This window comes from Tsukamurella soli, from assembly GCF_039541155.1.
Classification (GTDB): domain Bacteria; phylum Actinomycetota; class Actinomycetes; order Mycobacteriales; family Mycobacteriaceae; genus Tsukamurella; species Tsukamurella soli.
On sequence record NZ_BAABFR010000015.1, the window covers coordinates 1 to 20,316 of the forward strand.

18 protein-coding genes are annotated in these 20,316 nt (G+C 70.5%); 14 read left to right on the forward strand and 4 right to left on the reverse strand.

The genetic code is table 11. The features are described 5' to 3' along the window. Window positions 1-290: biotin/lipoyl-containing protein (locus tag ABD908_RS06785; protein WP_344992768.1), on the reverse strand; the 290-nt coding region annotated here is incomplete at its 3' end. 177 nt (window positions 291-467) lie between these two features. Then, a complete protein-coding gene (locus ABD908_RS06790; protein WP_385924254.1) occupies window positions 468-1,973 on the reverse strand; it encodes a leucyl aminopeptidase in 1,506 nt (501 codons plus the stop codon). 116 nt (window positions 1,974-2,089) lie between these two features. On the opposite strand from ABD908_RS06790, the gene ABD908_RS06795 reads away from it, so the two are divergent. Further along, a complete protein-coding gene (locus ABD908_RS06795) occupies window positions 2,090-3,361 on the forward strand; it encodes a type III PLP-dependent enzyme domain-containing protein (RefSeq protein WP_425584356.1) in 1,272 nt (423 codons plus the stop codon). 29 nt (window positions 3,362-3,390) lie between these two features. Beyond that, window positions 3,391-4,698, forward strand: a complete 1,308-nt coding sequence (locus ABD908_RS06800) for a D-arabinono-1,4-lactone oxidase (protein ID WP_425584357.1) — start codon at window positions 3,391-3,393, stop codon at window positions 4,696-4,698. Here ABD908_RS06800 and ABD908_RS06805 read toward each other — a convergent pair. After that, a complete protein-coding gene (locus ABD908_RS06805) occupies window positions 4,671-5,273 on the reverse strand; it encodes a hypothetical protein (protein ID WP_344992779.1) in 603 nt (200 codons plus the stop codon). The two genes, ABD908_RS06800 and ABD908_RS06805, sit on opposite strands and share 28 nt — an antisense overlap. Window positions 5,274-5,334: 61 nt before the next feature. Beyond that, window positions 5,335-5,841 (reverse strand): MarR family winged helix-turn-helix transcriptional regulator, encoded by a 507-nt coding sequence (locus ABD908_RS06810; RefSeq protein WP_344992782.1) that lies wholly within the window; start codon window positions 5,839-5,841, stop codon window positions 5,335-5,337. A 37-nt stretch (window positions 5,842-5,878) separates the two neighbouring features. Here ABD908_RS06810 and ABD908_RS06815 point away from each other — a divergent pair, with 37 nt between their 5' ends. The 12 genes from ABD908_RS06815 (at window position 5,879) to ABD908_RS06865 (ending at window position 20,269) form a co-directional block, all read left to right on the forward strand. Then, complete coding sequence (locus ABD908_RS06815) at window positions 5,879-8,047, forward strand: FUSC family protein (protein WP_344992785.1); 2,169 nt, start codon at window positions 5,879-5,881, stop codon at window positions 8,045-8,047. A gap of 39 nt (window positions 8,048-8,086) precedes the next feature. Continuing rightward, the gene (locus tag ABD908_RS06820; protein WP_344992788.1) at window positions 8,087-10,243 is read left to right on the forward strand and encodes an FUSC family protein; all 2,157 of its coding nucleotides are present in this window, start codon (window positions 8,087-8,089) and stop codon (window positions 10,241-10,243) included. Window positions 10,244-10,399: 156 nt separating this feature from the next. Next, on the forward strand, window positions 10,400-12,247 hold the full coding sequence (locus ABD908_RS06825) for an ABC transporter ATP-binding protein/permease (RefSeq protein WP_344992791.1): 1,848 nt from the start codon (window positions 10,400-10,402) through the stop codon (window positions 12,245-12,247). 34 nt (window positions 12,248-12,281) lie between these two features. After that, window positions 12,282-13,532: a uracil-xanthine permease family protein gene (locus ABD908_RS06830; protein ID WP_344992794.1), complete on the forward strand. Its 1,251-nt coding sequence runs from the start codon at window positions 12,282-12,284 to the stop codon at window positions 13,530-13,532. 10 nt (window positions 13,533-13,542) lie between these two features. Then, window positions 13,543-14,640, forward strand: coding sequence for a glycine cleavage system aminomethyltransferase GcvT (gene gcvT / locus ABD908_RS06835; protein WP_344992797.1), 1,098 nt, complete (start codon window positions 13,543-13,545; stop codon window positions 14,638-14,640). Window positions 14,641-14,673: 33 nt separating this feature from the next. Then, window positions 14,674-15,777 carry a branched-chain amino acid aminotransferase gene (locus ABD908_RS06840; protein WP_344992800.1) on the forward strand — a complete coding sequence of 368 codons (1,104 nt, stop codon included), beginning with the start codon at window positions 14,674-14,676 and terminating at the stop codon, window positions 15,775-15,777. Further along, window positions 15,777-16,163, forward strand: a complete 387-nt coding sequence (locus ABD908_RS06845; RefSeq protein ID WP_344992803.1) for a hypothetical protein — start codon at window positions 15,777-15,779, stop codon at window positions 16,161-16,163. The genes ABD908_RS06840 and ABD908_RS06845 overlap by 1 nt, the downstream gene beginning before the upstream one ends. Window positions 16,164-16,458: 295 nt before the next feature. Next, entirely contained in the window at window positions 16,459-16,533 is a 75-nt protein-coding gene (locus ABD908_RS27605) for a putative leader peptide (protein ID WP_385924257.1), read from the forward strand. 99 nt (window positions 16,534-16,632) lie between these two features. Further along, on the forward strand, window positions 16,633-17,526 hold the full coding sequence (locus ABD908_RS06850; protein WP_344992806.1) for a TauD/TfdA dioxygenase family protein: 894 nt from the start codon (window positions 16,633-16,635) through the stop codon (window positions 17,524-17,526). Beyond that, entirely contained in the window at window positions 17,523-18,407 is an 885-nt protein-coding gene (locus tag ABD908_RS06855) for an ABC transporter permease (RefSeq protein ID WP_344992808.1), read from the forward strand. The genes ABD908_RS06850 and ABD908_RS06855 overlap by 4 nt, the downstream gene beginning before the upstream one ends. After that, window positions 18,404-19,156, forward strand: coding sequence for an ABC transporter ATP-binding protein (locus ABD908_RS06860; protein ID WP_344992811.1), 753 nt, complete (start codon window positions 18,404-18,406; stop codon window positions 19,154-19,156). The genes ABD908_RS06855 and ABD908_RS06860 overlap by 4 nt, the downstream gene beginning before the upstream one ends. A gap of 75 nt (window positions 19,157-19,231) precedes the next feature. Then, window positions 19,232-20,269 (forward strand): aliphatic sulfonate ABC transporter substrate-binding protein, encoded by a 1,038-nt coding sequence (locus ABD908_RS06865; RefSeq protein ID WP_344992814.1) that lies wholly within the window; start codon window positions 19,232-19,234, stop codon window positions 20,267-20,269. Window positions 20,270-20,316: the final 47 nt, after the last annotated feature.

Genomic DNA, 20,316 nt, shown 5'->3' on the forward strand with positions numbered 1-20,316 from the left:
GCGGCAGGCTCCGCTGCGGGCGCGGGCGCGGACTCGGCGGGCGCGGCCTCGCCGGCCTCACCGATGCTCGCGAGGTCGCCGCCGACCTCGACCACGTCGTCCTCCTGAGCGAGGATCTTCAGCAGCACTCCCGAGGCGGGCGCGGGGATCTCCGTGTCGACCTTGTCGGTGGACACCTCCAGCAAGGGCTCGTCCTCAGCGACGGTGTCGCCCTCCTGCTTGAGCCACCGGGTCACGGTGCCTTCGGTCACGCTCTCGCCGAGCGCCGGCATCTTGACGGAGAAGGCCATGGTCTTCGACTCCTCGGTTGTTGTGCTGTTGGTACTAGCAGCTTTGGTTGATATCGGGTCCAGCTTGATCGATATCGGGTCTCGAGCAGCGGGATATCGCGGATAAACCCTTGGGCGGACGGCTGTGACCACCACCGCAGTAGACCCTACCCGGCCCGACTTCGGCGTCGAGCGGGTCTACCCGTTCGCTGCGATATCGGACAGCACGGCGATGATCGTGCGGACCGGGACACCGGTGCCGCCCTTGGGGGTGTAGCCCCACGGCGCTCCGGTGTTGAACGCCGGGCCCGCCACGTCGACGTGCGCCCACTCGACACCGTCGGCGACGAACTGCTGCAGGAACACGCCCGCGAGCAGCATGCCGCCCCACCGCGTCGGCCCCACGTTGGCGAGGTCGGCGACGCGCGACTCGAGGTCCGCGCGCAGTTCCTCCGGGAAGGGCATCGCCCAGCCGTTCTCGCCGACGGCCCGCGACAACGCGGCGACCCGGTCACGGAAGGCCTCGGTGCCCATCACGCCGGGCGTGCGGTTGCCCAGCGCCACCATCTGCGCGCCGGTGAGCGTCGCCGTGTCGATCAGGTAGTCGGGGCCGTCCTCGCAGGCGCGGACGATGGCGTCGGCCAGGATCAGCCGGCCCTCGGCGTCGGTGTTGAGCACCTCGACGGTCTTACCGCCGTACTGCGTCAGCACGTCTCCGGGGCGCTGCGCCGTCGCCGACGGCATGTTCTCGGCCATCGGCACCGTCGCCGTCACGTCGACCTGTAGGCCCAGGCGCGCCGCGAGGACCACGGTGGCGACCACTGCGGCCGCGCCGCCCATGTCCGAGGTCATGTGGTCCATGCCGGCGGCCGGCTTGATGGAGATGCCGCCGGTGTCGAAGGTGACGCCCTTGCCCACCAGGGCGACCTTCTTGGCGCCCGGCACACCCGACGTGTAGGTCAGGCGCACCAGCCGCGGGGGTCGCGAGCTGCCCTGTCCCACGCCGACGATGCCGCCGTAGCCGTTGGCGGCCAGGTACTGCTCGTCGAACACCTCCACCGCGAGGCCCGCCGCCTCGCCCGCGGCCCGCGCCCGGTCGGCGAACTCGGCGGGGTACAGCGCGTTGGGGGGCGTGTTCACCAGGTCGCGCGCGAGTGCGACGGACTCGGCGGTGGCGACGGCTGCGTCGACGACCGGCTGGGCCCGTTCGGCAGGTGCGGCGGTGAGCAGGACGACGGTGCCGACCGGCGTCTTCTTCGGTGCGGAGGCCGCGGAGCGGTAGCTGGTGAAGCGGTACGCGCCCAGCGCGAAGCCCTCGACGGCGGCAGCGAGGTCGAGCGCCGACAGCGTGGTGATGGCCGACTCGGTTCCCTCCAGCGCGCGGGCCGCGACGCCCGCCGCACGGCGCACGGTCTCGGCGCTCGGGCCGTCCTCGACCGGGCTCCCGAGCCCCACTGCGAGTACCGAGCGGACCCCGGCACCGTCGGCGGGGATCCGCGTGACCTCGCCGGCCTTGCCCGTGGCGCCCACGGACGTGAGACCGCGGAGGATCGAGGCGTCGGCACCGTCGGTGAGGAATTCGGCGCCGGGCGCGAGCCGGGGGCCGTCGTCGCCGGAGTAGAGGCCCAGGACCAGCACGTCGGCGCCGGACGCGGGCGTGGCCGCGATCACGAACTCGGGGCGAGAGGTGCTGGTCACAGGGATCCTCCTGGCGTGTCGGTGCGAATGGTGTTGCCGGGCAGGATGCTACGCCCGCGCGGCGGACGGCGAGGTCGCGGCCGTCTGGTACGGCTGCCGTACCATCGGCCGATGTGGGAGCAATCGACCTGTCACCGGTTCCGTCGCTAGGCGAGCGTGCCGGCGGCGAGCGTAGGTGGGAGACGGATCCCGAGGCCTACTGGGCCACCATCGATGCCGCGACCACCGGCCTCGACGCCCCGGTGCTCGCCGCCGATCTGGACGCCCTGCGGTTCAACACCGAGCAGCTGCTGCGGCGTGCGGGCGGCAAGCCGATCCGCGTCGCGTCGAAATCGCTACGCAGCCGGCCCGTCCTCGACGCGCTGCTCGCCGTGGACGGTTACGCGGGCGTGCTCGCCTACGACGTGGCAGAGGCGCACTGGCTGGCTGTATCGACTCCCGAGCGGCCGGGTTGTCCTGACGTCTTGGTCGCCTACCCGAGCGCCGACCTCGGCGCGATCGCCGCGCTGGCCGCCGATCCGGAGGCCGCGGCGCGCGTGACGCTGATGATCGACGATGCCGCGCAGCTCGACCTCATCGACGCCGCCGTGCCGCCCAGCCGCCGCCCGGACCTGCGCGTGTGTCTGGACATCGACGCGTCGTACCGGGCGCCCGCCCTGGGGTTCATGGGCGTGCGCCGGTCGCCGGTGCGGACGCGCGCCGAGGCGTCGGTGCTGGCGGTGACGATCGGCGGCCGCAGGGGCTTCACGCTGGTCGGGGTGATGACGTACGACGCCCAGATCGCCGGCGTGGGCGACCGCAGCCTCCACCGGCCCGGCGCGGCCGCGATCGTGCGGGCCATGCAGGGTGCCTCCTGGGACGAGTTGGTGGCCCGGCGCGGCGAGATCCTCACCGACCTGCGGCGCATCGCCGACCTCGAGTTCGTCAACGGCGGCGGCACCGGCTCCCTCGAGCGTAACGCGGCCGACCCCAACGTCACCGACATCGCCGCCGGCAGCGGCCTGTACGGGCCGACGCTGTTCGACGACTACTCGCACTTCACGCCCGCCCCGGCGATGGGCTTCGGGCTCGCCGTGACGCGGCGGCCCGCGCCGGACACGATCACGTGCCACGGCGGCGGCTGGATCGCGTCCGGCCCGGCCGGCTCCGGCCGGGTGCCCACGCCGGTGTGGCCCGCCGGGCTGCATCTGCTGGGCCGCGAGGGGGCCGGTGAGGTTCAGACGCCCCTGCACGGCGACCGCGCCCGACGGATTCCGCTCGGCGACCGCGTGTGGTTCCGGCACGCGAAGGCCGGCGAGCCGTGCGAGCACGTCAACGAGTTCGTCATCGCGAAAGACGGTGGCGTCGAGGCCACCGCGGTGACGTATAGAGGAGAAGGGAAGGCGTTCCTGTGAGCCGTCGCTGGTTACCTTCGCTGGAGCAGCTGACGGCGCGCGGCGGGGAGTGGCGCAACTGGGGGCGGACGCAGTCCGCGTTCCCGTCGTACACCGCCCGGCCGGGCACGATCGCGGAGGTCGCCGCCGCGGTGCGACGAGCGGCCGAGCGGGGCGGCACCCTCAAGGCGCTGGGCGCGGGGCACTCGTTCACCGCGGTGTCGGCGCCGCGCGACGTGGCCCTGTCCCCGGAGCACCTGCGCGGGCTGGTCGCCGTCGACGCAGGAGCGAAGCGGGTCACGCTGCGCGCCGGCACGCGGCTGTTCGAGGTCCCCGCGATCCTCGCGCCGCACGGTCTGGCCATGCCCAACCTGGGCGACATCGACCGACAGACCGTGGCCGGAGCGATCTCCACCGGCACGCACGGGACCGGGCTCGCGTTCGGGGGCCTCGCCACGCAGGTGGTGGGCGCGACGCTGGTCGACGGTGCCGGCGACGTGATCACCGTGGGCGACGGTGACCCGCGGCTCGCCGGCGTGGCGCTGGGGCTCGGCGCGCTGGGCGTGCTGGTCGAAGTGACGCTGCAGTGTGTCGAGGCGTTCGTGCTCGATGCGCTCGAGGCTCCGCAGCCGCTGGACGAGGTGATCGACGGGTTCCTCGACACGGTCCGCGCGACGGACCACTACGAGTTCTACTGGTTCCCCGGCACCGACGTGGCGCTGACGAAGACCAACACCCGCCACCCGGGCTCGCACCGGACCGAGCCGCTGTCGCCCGCGAAGCGGCTGATCGACGACCGGGTGGTGGGTAACGAGGCGCTGCGCGCGATGTCCGAGTTGGGCCGCGCGGTCCCGGCTTTCACGCCGGGGTTGGTGCGGTTCGCCGCGGGCGCCACCGGCAACCGGCGGTTCTCCGACGTGTCCACCGGCGTGTTCACCACGCGGCGCACCGTACGGTTCCGGGAGTCCGAGTGGGCAGTGCCGCTGGCGCAGACGATGGACGCGTTCGCGGCGCTGCGTTCCCTGGTGGCGCAGCATGATTGGAACATCACCTTCCCGATCGAGGTGCGTGCCGCGGCCGCGGACGAGTTGATGCTGTCCACCGCCGCCGGGCGCGAGTCCGGCTACATCGCCGTGCACCGCTACTACCGCGACGCCGACACCGAGTACTTCCGCGAGGTGGAGGCGCTGATGCTGTCGTTCGGCGGGCGGCCGCACTGGGGCAAGATGCACACGCGGGACGCGGACTTCTTCCGCGCGGCGTATCCCCGGTTCGGTGAATTCCTCGCGCTGCGTGAGCAGTTCGACCCGCATCGCGTGTTCGCCAACGACTACCTGGACTCGGTGCTGGGGAAGTAGCGCACGACGTAGCCGCCGTCGTCGACCCCCGCCGGCGGTGCGGATCTCCTGTCCGGCGGCGCGGCCCGGCCGAGGCGGTCACGCAGGCGCGGTGTGGCGCGTCGGGTGAGATGCTCGGTGCCCGGCCTGAAATCGGCGTTGGTGAGCTCGCGGCCCAGGCGCGATTCGAGACAGCCGATACACAGGTGTCGGTGCCGGTCGAACTCGACGACGGCGCTGTTCCAGAGGTCGTCGCGGACCATGTAGTACTCGTCCACGTGCCGCAGGTCGATGCCGCAGTCGAGGCACCGCCAGTCGGAGACCTCGAGGATGATCCAGCACTCGATGCGGCTCCCGTCCGCGAACGTGAGGTCGCGGCTCCACAGCGAGCCCGCCACGCGGACGAGCGGCGACGACGCGCGTGCGACGTGGCCGTCGATGATCTGCTCGACCTCGAGCTGTCCGGATGCTCGGTGGAGGACGCTCTCGGAGCGCACCCCCGTCGGGTCGACGGTCACGACCCGGACCGCCCAGTCGGCCGCGGCACCGTCGACGTTCGACTCGTACTCGAATCTCTCTCCGCGGATCAGTCCCACGACGCAAGGATTCCACGGCGGGACCGACGGCGGATGCCTGCCGTCGGAACGAACGCTGTGGTCACCCCGCCTCGGGATCACCCTCGGCCTGGTGGTCGAGGGCGCCCGGTTCGCCCAGGTAGGTGCGGGTGACGGCGGCGTTGTAGCGGCGGAACATGGTCGCGAGGGTGAGGAGGTCCTCGGGGTTCCAGTCCGCGAGCAACGCCTGGGTGCGCAGGGTGCGGGCTCGGCTGGTCTCGTTCATGCGGCGGCGTCCGAGCTCGGTCATCTCGACGATGGTGCGCCGACGATCGTGCGGATCGGCGACGCGCTCCGCGAGAGCGCTCGCCTCGAGGCTCGAGACCTGCCGGCCGATCGTGGAGGAGTCGAGTCCGAGCGTTGTCGCAAGCGTCCCGACGGTGGACGGTCCCAGCTTCGCGAGCACGCGCAGCAGGAGGTACTCAGCCCGCTCCACGTCGGGCGTCGCGGGTGCGCGCCGGTGTAGCAGCTCGAAGTTGCGACCGAGCACGGCGATCTGGAGCTCGATGTCCTCGAACACCGATTCGCCGCGTTCGCCCTGGTCTTCCATGCGGACGACCATACGTGTACCCCGTATTATCTGCATCATGCAGCTATCTCCGTCCTACCTCCGCGATGTGGTGGCTGGTTCCGACCCTGGGCTCACGCGTCTCGAGAGCGCGGGTGGGGCCGCCTTCGCGACGGCGACCGGCATCGCGGTCGAGTTCCTGATCGCCCATGCGCGCGGCGCCGATGCGTCGTCGCGGATGGTCGCGATGATGCTCGGGGCGATCGTCGCGATGATGGGGTCGATGGCGTTGTCCGGGACGACGAAGCCGTTGCCCAAAGTGGCCACGGTCGCCGGATTCCCTGTCGCCCTCGGGGCCGGCATGGTGCTCGGCGTGCTCCTGTCCGGACGCACCCCCGTGATGCTGACCGGGTTCGTGGTGGTGATGTTCCTTGCGGTGTACGTGCGCCGGTTCGGGGTCGACTACTTCTTCTACGGCTTCATGCTGTGGATGGGCTACTTCTTCGCATCGTTCCTGCACACGAAGTGGTCCACGCTGCCCTGGCAGATCGTGGATGTGATCATCGCCGCCCTGTGGGTGCTGGCGCTGTCGACGACCGTGATGCGGACCAACCCGCGACGCACGCTGTCGCATGTGCGGCGCGGGTTCGGTGCCCGCGGGCGGCGCATCACGGGCACCGTCGCCGCCCTGCTCGATCCGAGCGACGCCGCCCCCACCGAGCGACTCCTGCGTCGGCTCGGCAGCCGCCAGGCAGGGCTCGCCGAGGCGGCGCTCATGATCGAGGCGTGGTCCGCCCAGCCGAGGGCGCTGCCGACCGGCTGGACGCCGCAGGTGCTGCGTCGGCGGATCCTCGACGCCCAGCTCGCCGTGAACGGCATCGCGTCGGCGGGTCGCGAGCTGATCGGGGCGCCTGCCGAGTTGCGGGTCGCGGCCGCGGCGTTGAACCGGGAGTTGTCGCTGGGGCGTTACGAATCGGCGGGACCGCTGGTCGACGCGCTGGACGTGGCTGCGGTCCGGGTGAGCAGCGCGGGCGGCGACGGCGCCGTGTTCGCGACGCCATCGATGCGTCTCGCGGCGTCCGCCCGGCAGTACATAGATATCGCGTTGCGCGCCACGGGCGTCGCCACGATCGACGAGGACGAGGAGTTCACCCCAGCCGTCGCACTGGCGATGGGCAACCTGCCCGGCTCCGTCCCCGTCGCCGCCATCACCCCCGTCCATCCCGGGCCGTGGGGCGTGCTGTCCCGGCTGGACTTCACGACGCGGCAGGCGCTCCAGGTGGCTGTCGCGGGCACGCTGGCCATCGTGATCGGGCGCGAATTGAGCGAGACCCGCTACTACTGGGCGATGATCGCGGCGTTCATCGCCTTCACGGGGACGGGCTCGCGGGCCGACACCACCCTGAAGTTACTCAACCGCGTCGTCGGGACGCTGGTGGGTCTGGTCGCCGGGATCGGCCTGGCGCACGCCACCACCGGCCACACGTGGTGGTCGCTGACGGTGATCGTCCTCGCACTCTTCTGCGGGTTCTATCTGCAGCGGCTCAGCTACGCCTACATGATCTTCTTCATCACGATCATGGTGTCGCAGCTCTACAGCCTGCTCGACGAGTTCTCCGACCACCTGCTGTTCCTGCGGCTGGAGGAGACCGCGATCGGGGCGTGCTGCGGCACCGTCGTCGCCCTCTTGGTGGCGCCGGTCAGCACCCGGGCGACCACGCGCGTGGCCCAGCGCGACCTGCTCGCCGCGTACGCGGTGACGCTGCGCGCCCTGGCCGGTGCGGGCGGCGGCGCCCGTGGGATCGACGGGTTGATCCGCGACGTCGACAACGGGCTGCGGCGGCTGACACTGGCCGCCGCCCCGCTGGTGCGGCCGCTCGTCGTGGGGAGCAGCCCCAGGGTGACGCGACACCAGCTGACCCTCTACGCCGGGGCGACGCAGGCGGTGCACGGGCTGGCGGACGGGATGCGAGTCGTGGTGCGCGGCACCGCCGTCGACGCCGCCTGCCTGGATCTCGCGGGCATCGTCGACCGGTTGGCGGAGGATCCGCCCCGGTTCGGATCCGCCCCGGCGGAGGCGCCCGCGGCGCTCGCGCAGCTGCGGGCGTGGACGGTACCGGCGGGGCGCCACCCGGCGCGCGTGGTGCGCAACCTCGACCGTCTGCACGCCATCCTGTGCGAGCTGTTCGGGCCCGCCGGGACGGCCGGGGAGCGACCGTCGCCGACGGTCACGGGCGCGCTGCGCTGAGCAGGTGGCGGGGAGCGCGCCCGCTGCTAGTGTTCCCGCATGCAGTCTGAGGGGTTCTCGTGGAGACGCCTGCGTGACATGATCCTCGGTTCGGATCCCGGGCTGGTTCGCCTGCAGACCGCAGGTGGGGTCGCGATCGCCGTCACCATCGCGCTGGCGGTCGAGTACTGGGTCGCGATCGCGCGTGGGGCCGACCCGGCGTCGCGGATGGTCGCGATGATGGTGGGTGCCATCCTCTCCATGATGGGCTCGCAGGCCCTCGGCGGGCTCGCCCCGATGCCGAAGGTGAAGACGGCTGTCTGGTTCCCGGTGGCGATGGGAACCGGCATGGTGCTCGGCAAGCTCCTGGCGTACCAGACCGTGACGATGCTGGTCGGCTTCGTCGCCGTGATGTTCACGGCGGTGTACGTGCGCCGCTTCGGCCCCAAGTTCTTCTTCTATGGGTTCATGGGCTGGATGGGCTACTACCTGTCGTCCTTCATGAAGGCCCAATGGCCGGCGATCCCGTGGGAGGTCTTCGACACGGTCCTCGCCACCGCGCTGGTGTTGGCGCTGTCCGTGGCGTTCACGGGCCCGCGCCCGCAGCGCACGCTCAACCACGTGCGCAAGGGGTTCGGCATCCGCGGCCGGCGCTACATCGCCACGGCTGGCGATGTACTCCAGGCAGACTCCGACGAGGCGCGGAACCGCCTGGTGCGCAAGGGGCGCAGCCAGCGCGCACAGCTCGCCGAGGCGGCGATGATGATCGAGGCGTGGTCGGCGACGCCCGGTGCTCTGCCACCCGACTGGACTCCGCACGGGCTGCGTCGCCGGGTCCTCGACCTGCAGCTGGCGCTGAACGGAATCGCACTGCACGGGATCGAACTCGTCGGCGCACCCGCGCCGCTGCGCTCCGCGGCGGTGACTCTGATAGCCGCGCTGTCGCACGAGAGGTATACGGACCTCGACCAGGAGCTGCTGGGCGGTCTGGTCGACCGGTTCGACGCCGAGGTGGCTCGCGTTGCAGCAGACCCTGCGCAGGCAGGCTACATCGGGCCGGCTGTGCGGCTGTCCTCCTCGGTCCGCTCGTACCTGGAGCTCGGCCGCGGTCTGGGAGACAAGCCGCCCGTCGACGACCCTGCCGACTTCACTCCGGCCGTGATGCTGGCGATGGGCAACCTGCCCAGCTCGGTCCCGACGGTGCGCGGCGTCGAGGCGCGGGGCAGTTCCTGGAACCCGTTGTCCCGGCTGGATTTCACCACCCGGCAGGCGGCGCAGGTGGCGCTCGCCGGGACTCTCGCGATCCTGATCGGCCGCGAGTTGAGCGAGACCCGCTACTACTGGGCGGTGATCGCCGCGTTCATCGTGTTCGCCGGCACCGGCACCCGGGCGGAGACGTTCATCAAATCCGCCAACCGCGTGATCGGCACGATCATCGGCCTGTTCCTGGGGCTCGGCCTGGCGCACCTGACCGCGGGCCACACCATGTGGAGCCTGTTCGTGATCGTGGCGAGCATGTTCTGCGGTATCTACCTGATCCGGGTGAACTACGCCTACATGGTGCTGTTCATATCGCTGATGATCACGCAGATGTACAGCCTGCTCGACGAGTTGACCGACAAGCTGCTGGTGCTGCGCGTCGAGGAGACGATCATCGGCGCCCTCTGTGGGGCCGCGGTCGCCCTCGTCCTGTCCCCGGTCTCGACCCGCGATGCCGCGGGGCTGGCGCAGCGCGATCTGCTCGGCTCGTACGCGACGGTGCTGCGCGTTCTGGCCGGCGAGGGCGGCGCGGCCGGCGCCGACCAACTGCTGCGCGCCATGGACACCAAGCTGCATGCGCTGCGCGTCGTGGCCGTGCCGCTCGGCCGGCCGCTCGTCGTGGGCAGTAGCCCGGACGTCGTGCGCTACCAGATGACCTTGTACGGCAACGCCACCCATTCTCTGCACTCGCTGGCGTTCGCGATGCGGGTCGTGATCCGCGGCACCGCCGTCGATGCGGCCTTACGCGCCCTCGCCGATCTGGTCGATCGCCTCGCCGCGGCGCCTCCCCGGCTCGGCAAGCAGGACGTCGAGGTCGACGGTGACCTCCTGCACGCGTTGCGCTCCTGGCAGGTGCCGCAGGGACGCCACCCCGAGCCGGTGGTGTCGGCCCTCGCCCGGTTCCAGGGGATCATGAGCGAGCTCTATGCGCCCAGCCACGCGGAGGTCGCCTCCTAGGGTGTTTCCGACCAGTGTTTCCGAAATGTGCCGACTTGGGACGGGTTTCACAGGTGGCGTTCAGGATTCTCGGCGCGCATCGGGCTCGCGGATCGGGTAATCAGTCGCAGGTGGGATCGCCCGGTCCCCGGGATCGAGGTGCGCGTGGACACGGCTATGAGCAGGAACTGGGGCCACGAGTGGATCTCCACACTGGAGTACCTCGGTATCGGATTCCTGGCGGTCGTGGTGGTGGGCGCAGTGATCGCCGCGACGCTGGTGGCGACCTCCGATCTGGGACGGCACTTCTGGGTGGTCAACCACCGCTTCTTCCTCAGGCAGCGCGGCCGGGACGCCATCGCGGTGTGGGCGTCGATGGTCGGGCTGACCTTGTTCCTCCTCGGTTCGGTGCGTGTCGACTACCTGCTCACCTACCAGGGCAACGATCTCATCACGGCGTGCACCGATGTCGCCGAGGCGATCAAGGGGCACGACGTCGCCGGGCTGCACGCCGGGGAGTCGATGTTCTGGGAGTCGATCAAGATCTTCGCGATCATCGTGACCTTCCACGTACTCCGGTTGTCGGCCGCGAGCTACGTCTGGTACCGCTTCGAATGCCGGTGGCGCAGTTGGTTGACCGACTATCTGGTGGGCGACTGGCTCGGCGGCGCGGCCGCCTACCGCATGCGCTTCCTGCGTGATCCTGTCGACAACCCAGACCAGCGCGTCGACATCGATGTCACCGACATGGTGGAGAACTCGCAGACGCTGATCGGCGGCGCCGTCAACGCCGTGGTGTCGGCGATCGTGTTCGGCCAGCTGCTCTGGGACCTCTGTGCGAGCGTCCCCATCTTCGGCGTCGCGGTCCCGCGCGCACTGATCGCAGTCGCGATCGCCTACTACATCGTGTCGACCATTGTGACGTTCCTGATCGGCCGCCGGATGATCCGCTGGAACTTCCGCTACCAGCGCTCGACCGGCCGGTTCCGCGCCCGCCTGGTGCACGCCCGCACCGCGGCAGAGGAGATCGCGCTGTTCCGTGGCGCGTTCACCGAGAAGCAGACCCTCACAGGTGTCTTCACGAGCGTCATCCGCGCCTTCTGGCGGGTGTCGATCCTGCGGGTCGCGGTGCAGTCGTGGGGGCTCGCGATCGACCAGGCGGCCGTGCTCCTGCCCTATCTGATCCAGGCGTCCAGGTTCTTCCACGGCCAGATCAGCTTCGGCACGCTGACGCAGTCGGCGAACAGCTTCACCTCGTTCCAGACCGCCCTTTCGTTCTTCCAGGACAACTACCCCACATATGCGGAGTACCGCGCTCAGCTGATCCGTCTGCGTGGCCTCATCGTCGGCGACCGCGAGGCGCGGGAGCTCGACATCCCGGTCGCGGGTGAGCCGCCGACGGGGGTGGGCGTGCGTCTCGCAGGCGCGGGTATCGACAAACCGGATGGCACGCCACTGCTGCGGGACGTCACCGTCGACGTCCGGAGCGGGGAGGCACTGCTGATCCGGGGACCCTCGGGTGTCGGGAAATCGACTCTGCTGCGGGCGCTGTCGGGCCTGTGGCCGTATACCCACGGGACTTTCGACGCCGTCGATCCCTATGTGGTCACCCAGACGCCCTACCTGCCCTTCGCCTCGCTGCAGGAGGTCCTGGCGTATCCGAACGCCGCCGAGACGGTGTCGGACGGCGCTGCGCGGCAGGTTCTGTCGATCGTCGGCCTCGACACGCTGGATCTCTACGCGGACATCACCGACTGGGGCTTCCTGTCGCCCGGCGAGCAGCAGCGGCTGGTGTTCGCCCGGATGCTGTTGGCCCGGCCCGCGGTGATCCTGCTCGACGAGGCCACGTCCGCCGTCGACCTCGCGACCGAGGCGCGGCTGTACGGGCTGCTGCGAGATCGGTTGCCGGGCAGCGCCATCGTCTCGGTGGGACATCGGGAGTCGCTCACCGGGTTTCACGACCGAGTACTCGACCTCAGCCCGGCGCCGGGGCGGTTCTCGGCGTCGGTGGAGGTCCTCGAGTAGAAGGTCCGGCGCGGGGTCTAGCAGGATCTGACCCATGCGAATCGGATGGGACCCCGTCGGCGCGGCGGATATCGACGGCACGTCGGTCGTGGCGCCGGGCCAGCGCCTGGCGTGGCCGAAGACGATCGGCATCGGCGTCCAGCATGTGGTGGCGATGTTCGGGTCGACGTTCCTGGTGCCGGTGCTGACCGGCTTCCCGCCGGCCACCACTCTGCTGTTCTCGGGCATCGGGACGCTGCTGTTCCTGCTCGTGACCGGCAACCGGCTGCCGAGTTACCTGGGCTCGAGCTTCGCGGTGATCGCGCCGATCACGGCGGCCACGGCCGCGCACGGCGCGGGCAGCGCGCTCGGCGGGATCGTGGTGGTGGGCGTGCTGCTGACGCTGATCGGCGTGGTGGTGCAGCTGTTCGGCACGGCGTGGATCGAGCGGTTGATGCCGCCGGTGGTCACCGGTGCCGTCGTCGCCCTGATCGGCCTCAACCTGGCCCCGACCGCCAAGGCGAACTTCGAGAAGGGCGCAGTCACCGCGACCATCACGCTGGCGCTACTGGTGCTGTCGCTGGCGGTGTTCCGCGGGATGTTGGGCCGGCTCGCGATCGTCACGGCGGTGGTGGCGGGCTACGTGGTAGCGCTGCTGCGGCACGAGGTGCAGACGGCGGCGATCGCGAAGGCGGCGTGGGTGGGCCTGCCGCACTTCATGACTCCCACGTTCGCCTGGTCGGTCGTGCCGATGTTCCTGCCCGTGGTGCTGGTCCTGGTCACCGAGAACGTGGGCCACGTGCGGTCGGTCGCGCAGATGACCGGCACCGACTACGACCCGCTGATGGGTCGTGCGTTGTTCTCCGACGGTGTGTCGACGCTCATCGCGGGGATCGGCGGCGGCTCGGCGACCACCACCTATGCCGAGAACATCGGCGTCATGGCGGCGACGCGGGTGTACTCGACGGCCGCCTACTGGGTGGCGGGCGTCGCCGCGCTACTGCTCGGCCTCTCGCCCAAGGTCGGGGCGGTGATCGCCTCGATCCCGCCCGGCGTGCTGGGTGGGGTGACGACGGCGCTGTACGGCCTCGTCGGCGTTCTGGGCGTGCGGATCTGGGTGCAGGCGCGGGTGGACTTCTCGCTGCCGATCAACCAGATCACCGCCGCGGTGCCGCTGGTGATCGGCATCGCCGACTTCACCTGGTCGATCGGGCAGGTCACGTTCACCGGCATCGCGATCGGCTCGGTGGTGGCGATCGCGCTGTACCAGGTGATGTCCGCTCTGGGCCGACTCCGCCAGCGATAGGGTGGCCGGCATGACTGAATTGCTCGAGGGCCCCCTGCACGCCGTCCACACCGAGCTGGGCGCCGCTTTCGCGGCGTTCGGCGGCTGGAGCATGCCGGTCAAGTACGCCGGCACCGTCGGCGAGCACACGGCCGTGCGTGAGGCCGTGGGGATCTTCGACGTCAGCCACCTCGGCAAGGCGACGGTGGCGGGCCCCGGTGCGGCGGAGTTCGTCAACAGCGTCCTCACCGCCGACCTCGCGAAGGTCGGGCCGGGCAAGGCGCAGTACACGCTGTGCACCGACGAGTCCGGCGGCGTGATCGACGATCTGATCGCCTACTACGTGAGCGACGACGAGATCTTCCTCGTGCCCAACGCGGCCAACACCGCCACCGTCGTCGCCCATCTCGCGGCCCGGGCGCCGGAGGGCGTGACGGTGACGGACCAGCACCGCGAGTACGCGGTCCTGGCGGTGCAGGGGCCGCGCTCGGCGGAGGTGCTGGACGCAGTGGGGCTGCCGACCGAGATGGAGTACATGGCCTATGCGGACGCCTCGCTGAACGGCCTGCCCGTGCGCGTGTGCCGTACCGGCTACACAGGCGAGCACGGCTATGAGCTGCTGCCGCGGTGGGCCGACGCGGAGGAGGTGTTCCGAGCGCTGCTCGCCGAGGTCACGGCGCGTGACGGACAGCCGGCCGGGCTCGGTGCGCGAGACACCCTGCGCACCGAGATGGGCTATCCGCTGCACGGCCACGAGCTGAGCCTTGACATCACGCCGGTGCAGGCGCGCGCCGGGTGGGCCGTGGGCTGGAAGAAGCCGGCCTTCGTCGGCCGCGACGCGCTGCTCGCCGAGAAGGCGGCCGGGCCCGTGCGGCGGCTGTGGGGCCTACGCGCGACCGGACGGGGCGTGCTGCGCGCCGACCTCGACGTGCTGGGGCCCGACGGTGGCCGGATCGGGGTGACGACGTCGGGGACGTTCAGCCCCACGTTGAAGGTGGGCATCGCGCTGGCGCTGATCGATTCGTCGGCGGGGGTCGCGGCCGGCGACGAGGTCTCCGTGGACGTGCGCGGCCGGGCGCTGGTGTGCGAGGTCGTGGTGCCGCCGTTCGTCGGCGCGAAAACGAAGTAGCGGGGGAGAGGGGCCGCAGTAAGATCTTGGCCTATGACGACTGGCCTGACCTTTGCTCGCAATCTGAACCCGACTCCGCTCTCCGACTCCGAGCGTGCGGCGATTCTGGCGAGCCCGGGCTTCGGCCGGTACTTCACGGATCACATGGTGTCGCTGCGCTGGACTCCCGAGCAGGGCTGGCACGACGGCGAGGTGGTGCCCTACGGACCGGTGGCGCTCGACCCGTCGGCGATGGTGCTGCACTACGCGCAGGAGATCTTCGAGGGGCTCAAGGCGTACCGACACGCGGACGGCACGATCGCGAGCTTCCGCCCGGACGCGAATGCGGCGCGCTTCCAGCGCTCGGCGCGGCGCCTGGCCATCCCCGAGCTGCCGACCGACCTGTTCCTGCAGTCGCTGCGGGAGCTGGTGGACATCGACAAGGCGTGGGTGCCCGAGGCCGGCGGTGAGGCGGCGCTGTATCTGCGGCCCTTCATCTTCGCGGACGAGGCGGCACTCGGGGTGCGGCCGGCGAAGTCGTACCGCTACCTGCTGATCGCGTCGCCCGCGGGCGCCTACTTCACCGGGGGGATCAAGCCGGTGTCGGTGTGGCTGTCGCGGGAGTACGTCCGCGCGTCGCCCGGTGGCACCGGTGCCGCGAAGTTCGGCGGCAACTATGCCGCGTCCCTGCTCGCGCAGGCGCAGGCCGCCGACGAGGGCTGTGACCAGGTCGTGTGGCTGGACGGCATCGAGCGCAGGTACATCGAGGAGATGGGCGGCATGAACCTCTTCTTCGTGCTCGGCTCCGGCGCCGACGCGCGGCTCGTGACCCCCGAGCTGTCGGGCTCGCTGCTGCCCGGCGTCACCCGCGACTCGCTGATCCAACTCGCCGCCGACGCCGGGTTCAGTGTGGAGGAGCGCAAGATCAGCGTCGACGAGCTCGAGAAGGGCGTCCGCGACGGTTCGGTCACCGAGGTGTTCGCCTGCGGCACAGCGGCTGTGATCACGCCGGTGGGGCGCGTGAAGGGGGCTTCTGAGGATTTCGTCGTCGGCGACGGCGAGCCCGGCAAGGTGACGATGGCCCTGCGGGACACGCTGACCCGCATCCAGCGCGGTACCCTCGCCGACACCCACGGCTGGATGACGGCGCTGGGCTGATGTTCCGGAGGATCGCCTCGATCGTGGTGTTGGTGGGCGCGTGTGTCGTCGTCGGTGTCACACCAGCGGCGGCGGCGCCGGTACCGGTGCTGCAGAACTGTTCATACGGTGCGTCCCAGGTGCGGCCGAGCCGGGTCACGCTGCTGTGTGGCGACGGCGGAGCCTGGGTCCAGGACATCGACTGGCTGAGCTGGGGCTCTGCGGGTGCCCTCGGCACCGGTGTGCTGTGGACGAACGTCTGCCGGCCGAACTGTGCGTCCGGGAATTACACCCAGGAGCCGGCGACCATCCGGCTGGGCGGACTCACCGGAGACCGGTTCACCACCGCGACGGTGACGGGTGCGCACGCGACGTCGACGATCGGAAGCTCGTTCCGGGTCGGCTGAGCGACGGGATGTGGCGGCCGGGCGACGAAATGTACGGCTGAGCGGCGCACGGTGCCCGTGGGGGTGGGCATGCGCCGCTGGTGTGTCGACTTCAGCGGGCGCTCGTGACCCGATCGGGGTGGACCGTGTGGTTCGGCTCGTGACCGCGCCCTCGGAGTAGGTCCGGGCGGGATCGATGCGCGCACCGTGAGGGGCGGGGAACGGGAGCGCTGTGGGGGATTTGCGATCACTGCGATTGGGATCGCCACGATTCGGAAGGGTGTCAGGGCCGGCTGGGCCCCATAGCATCATCGCCATGCCCAGCGACCCGCGTCTCACGGTGCGGCGGCACGTCGACATGGCGAGAGTGGCCAGCGCGCTCTGTCATTGAGCGCCGCACGTCTTCGAAACCGCCACGCGGGCCGGCGGATACGTCGGCCCGGCCCCTTCGCCCCTGCCCGGCCCCTCATTCCTGCTCGGAGGCTCCACAATGCCCATCACCGTCCGCAAGCTGTCCAGTCGCCTCGGCGCCGTAGTCGATGGTGTCGATCTGAGCGTGGATCAGCGACCCGAGGTCGCTGCCGAGCTACGCAGCGCACTCAACGCGCACAAGGCCCTCGTCTTCGAGGGGGTGCGTCTCGATGACGCGGCGCATGAGCGGGTCGCCTCGCTGTTCGGGGACATCACGCGTGCCCACCCCACCGTCCCGGGTGCTACCGAGAACGTCCTCGCCGTCGACAGCGGGACCTCGAAATCCAACCAGTGGCATACAGACGTGACCTTCGTCGCCAACCCGCCCCAGGTGACCACACTGCGCAGCATCGTCACCACGCCCTACGGTGGGGAGACCCTGATCGCCGACTCGGCCGGCGCCTATCGCGACCTGCCGGAATCGCTGCGCGCCCTGGCTGATTCGCTGCGGGCGGTGCACACCAACGCGTACGACTACGCGCGGCCGCCGCGCGGCAGTTCCGATGCGTACCTCGAGCACCACCGCCAATTCGTCTCCACCGTCTACGAGGTGGAGCATCCGGTGGTGCGCGTGCACCCGCTGACCGGCGAGCGCGGCCTGTTCATCGGTGGCTTCGTGCGGAACCTGGTGGGGCTGAGCAAGTCCGACTCGGACGACCTGCTGCGGATCTTCCAGCGCCACGTCACCCGTCCCGAGAACGTGATCCGCTGGAGTTGGTCGCCCGACCAGCTGCTGATCTTCGACAACCGCATCACCCAGCACTACGCGATCGACAACTACGACGACCTGCCTCGCCTGTTGCACCGCGTCACCGTCGCCGGCGACGTGCCGGTGGGCGTCGACGGGCGCCCCAGCCGCCAGCTGGTCGGCGACCCGAGCGACTACTCTGTGGTCGCTGAGGTGGCGGCGTGACGCTCGCGGCGGCGCCGCGCTCGGTGGTGGCGTCGAAGGCGGTGGTCGCTACGTCGGAGGGCGAGCGGGAGGTGTTCACACCCGCCGCGCCGCCGCGCGGCCGGCTCGCGGTGCTACGGCGCTTGCGGTGGCCGCTGGGCATCTACACGACGCCCGTGGCGGTGGTGCTGCTCTGGGAGTTCCTGGCGTTGGCGGGGGTGCTCGGTCCCACGTACGCACCGGCGCCGACGGCGATCGTGCGGGCCGCGGTGCGGCTGTGGCAGCAGGGGGTGCTCGGGCCGGACCTGGCGGTCTCGCTGCGGCGGGCCGCGCTCGGTTTGGCGCTCGGGTTGGCTGTCGGGATTGTGACCGGCGTCGTGTCCGGGCTGCTGCGCACTGGCGAGTACCTGCTTAACGGCGTCGTCTCGGTGCTCAACACCATCCCGATCCTCGCAGTGCTGCCGGTGATGGTCGTATGGTTCGGTATCGACGAGCTGCCCAAGGTGCTGGTGATCGCGTTCGGTGCGTTCGTACCGATGTACCTCAACCTGTTCGCTGCGATCCGTGGGATCGACCAGCGGCTGATCGAGATGGCGCACACCGCGGGCGTCGATCGGCGCCGCCTACTCACCCGGGTCATCGCTCCAGGCGCATTGCCGGGATTCCTGGTGGGACTGCGGTTCTCGCTCGCGTACAGCATCCTCGGATTGGTGGCCGCCGAGACCGTCAACGCGGACAAGGGGCTGGGCTTCCTGATCACCCAGGGGCAGACCTATCTGCAGACGGACCAGGTCTTCGTCGGCCTGGTGATCTACTCCATCCTCGGGCTCGCCGCCGATCAGTTCGTGCGGGTCCTCGAGAAGGTGCTGCTGCGTTGGCGCACCGGATATGAGGCATCATGAGTGCGCCCACGACCGCCACCGAATCCGCTGCCGCCGCGCGCGGCGGCGACCCCGCCGTGGTGGCGACCGGCGTGGTGCGCCGATTCGGGGAGCGGGTGGTGTTGGACCACCTCGACTTGACCATCGGTGCGGCGGAACTCGTTGTGCTGCTGGGGCCGTCGGGCTGCGGCAAGAGCACGCTACTGCGTCTGCTCGCCGGCATCGACCTGCCCGACGGTGGCCGTATCGAGGTACCGACACGGCGTGCGGTGGTGTTCCAGGCCGATCGCCTGCTGCCGTGGCAGCGGGTGTTGCCGAACGTCACCGTCGGGCTGCGGGGGAAGGACGCCGACGAGCGGGGGCGCGCCGCGCTTGCCGAGGTGGGGCTCGCCGGCCGGGAACGCGCCTGGCCCAAGGAACTCTCAGGCGGTGAGGCGCAGCGCGTGTCGTTGGCGCGGGCTCTCGTCGCAGACCCGGAGCTGGTGCTGTTCGACGAGCCGTTCGCCGCGCTCGACGCGATCACGCGCCTGAAGATGCACGAGACCGTCCGGGAACTCCGGCGGCGTCACAATGCCGCGATGCTCGTGGTGACCCACGACGTCGACGAGGCGATCGCGCTGGCCGACCGGGTGGTCATCCTCGGGCATGGGCGCGTATCCGCAGAGTACCCAGTCGATCTCACCGCCGGTGAGCGGTCAGTGAGTGCCGCCCGCGAGCGTCTGCGGGCCCAACTCCTCGCCGAACTCGGCCTCGCCCACACCGCGGCCTGACCCATCTCTCTCGACCCGCCGTGGCCCGAAGCCCGGGCCGCGGCGGTGTCCTGTCAACAGGAGGTCTCCACTACCATGTCTTTCCGACCATCCCGCCTCGCGGGTGCAGTGCTCGCCGTCGCGCTCGCGACGGGTGCCGCCGCATGCTCGTCCGGATCCAGTGCGCAGAGCGCGCCGCTCGCGTCGAAGGATACGAGTCACCCTCAGTGGGCCGGCTATTCGTTCGTGATCGCCGATAACGGCGGCGACGGCTCGCAGGCTCTCGCGAAGATCACCGGCGCGTTCCAGGGCGCGCCGTACAAGGTGAGTTTCGCCCGCTTCGATTACGGCCCTCCGCTGGTGCAGGCGGCCGCTTCGGGCGCGGTCGACCTGGGCTTCGTTGGCGACGTGCCGCCGATCACGGGCGCCGCCCAGGAGTACGGCTTCAAGATCGTCGGCGTGACGCAGCCGCTGCATCCGGAGGTGGCGGACGAGAACATCATCGTGCCGAAGGGCTCCTCGATCCACTCGATCGCGGATCTGCGGGGCAAGCGGATCGCGGTGCCACAGGGTAGTTCCGCGCACGGCCTCGTCCTGGGTGCCCTGGAGAGCGTGGGTCTGAAGCCGTCGGATGTGCAGATCGAGTTCCTCTCGCCCGCCGCTGCCGCGTCCGCGTTCAACAGCGGCAAGGTGGACGCCTGGTCGATCTGGAACCCACAGTCCGCGTTGGCGATTTCGAACGGCGCCCGAGTGGTGGCCGCCGGCCTGCCGCCGATCGACCAGACAGCCGACTACTACCTGGCGAGCGACAAGTCGCTGAACGACCCGGTACGTCGCGCCGCGCTGCTCGATGTGTTCAAGCGCCTCGCCCGCGAGTTCGACTGGGCGAATAAGCATCCCGACCAGTTCGCGCAGGCGTTGGTGGAGGAGGAGGGCATCAGCCTCGCGGACGCGAAGTCGGTGTTGCCCACGCAGGAGCACAAGTTCCTGCCGGTCACGGCGGCCGATGTGGCCGCGGAGCAGAAGCTCAGCGACGAGTTCCTCGCGGCCGGGCAGATCACCAAGAAGGTGGACGTCGCGTCGATCACCGACAACCTGCTGCCGGCGGGCTTCGACAGCTCGAAGACCAGCTGACGCAACATGTGCACCGTTCCGTCGGCCCAGGGGCCGACGGAACGGTG

Bases quoted from the DNA above. Each gene is read 5' to 3' on its own strand.
- ABD908_RS06840 (WP_344992800.1), top strand. From the start codon at position 14,674: ATGACGACTGGCCTGACCTTTGCTCGCAATCTGAACCCGACTCCGCTC.
- ABD908_RS06825 (WP_344992791.1), top strand. From the start codon at position 10,400: ATGAGCAGGAACTGGGGCCACGAGTGGATCTCCACACTGGAGTACCTC.
- ABD908_RS06820 (WP_344992788.1), top strand. From the start codon at position 8,087: ATGCAGTCTGAGGGGTTCTCGTGGAGACGCCTGCGTGACATGATCCTC.
- ABD908_RS06845 (WP_344992803.1), top strand. From the start codon at position 15,777: ATGTTCCGGAGGATCGCCTCGATCGTGGTGTTGGTGGGCGCGTGTGTC.
- ABD908_RS06865 (WP_344992814.1), top strand. From the start codon at position 19,232: ATGTCTTTCCGACCATCCCGCCTCGCGGGTGCAGTGCTCGCCGTCGCG.
- ABD908_RS06860 (WP_344992811.1), top strand. From the start codon at position 18,404: ATGAGTGCGCCCACGACCGCCACCGAATCCGCTGCCGCCGCGCGCGGC.
- ABD908_RS06815 (WP_344992785.1), top strand. From the start codon at position 5,879: ATGCAGCTATCTCCGTCCTACCTCCGCGATGTGGTGGCTGGTTCCGAC.
- gcvT (WP_344992797.1), top strand. From the start codon at position 13,543: ATGACTGAATTGCTCGAGGGCCCCCTGCACGCCGTCCACACCGAGCTG.
- ABD908_RS06830 (WP_344992794.1), top strand. From the start codon at position 12,282: ATGCGAATCGGATGGGACCCCGTCGGCGCGGCGGATATCGACGGCACG.
- ABD908_RS06810 (WP_344992782.1), bottom strand. From the start codon at position 5,841: ATGGAAGACCAGGGCGAACGCGGCGAATCGGTGTTCGAGGACATCGAG.
- ABD908_RS06850 (WP_344992806.1), top strand. From the start codon at position 16,633: ATGCCCATCACCGTCCGCAAGCTGTCCAGTCGCCTCGGCGCCGTAGTC.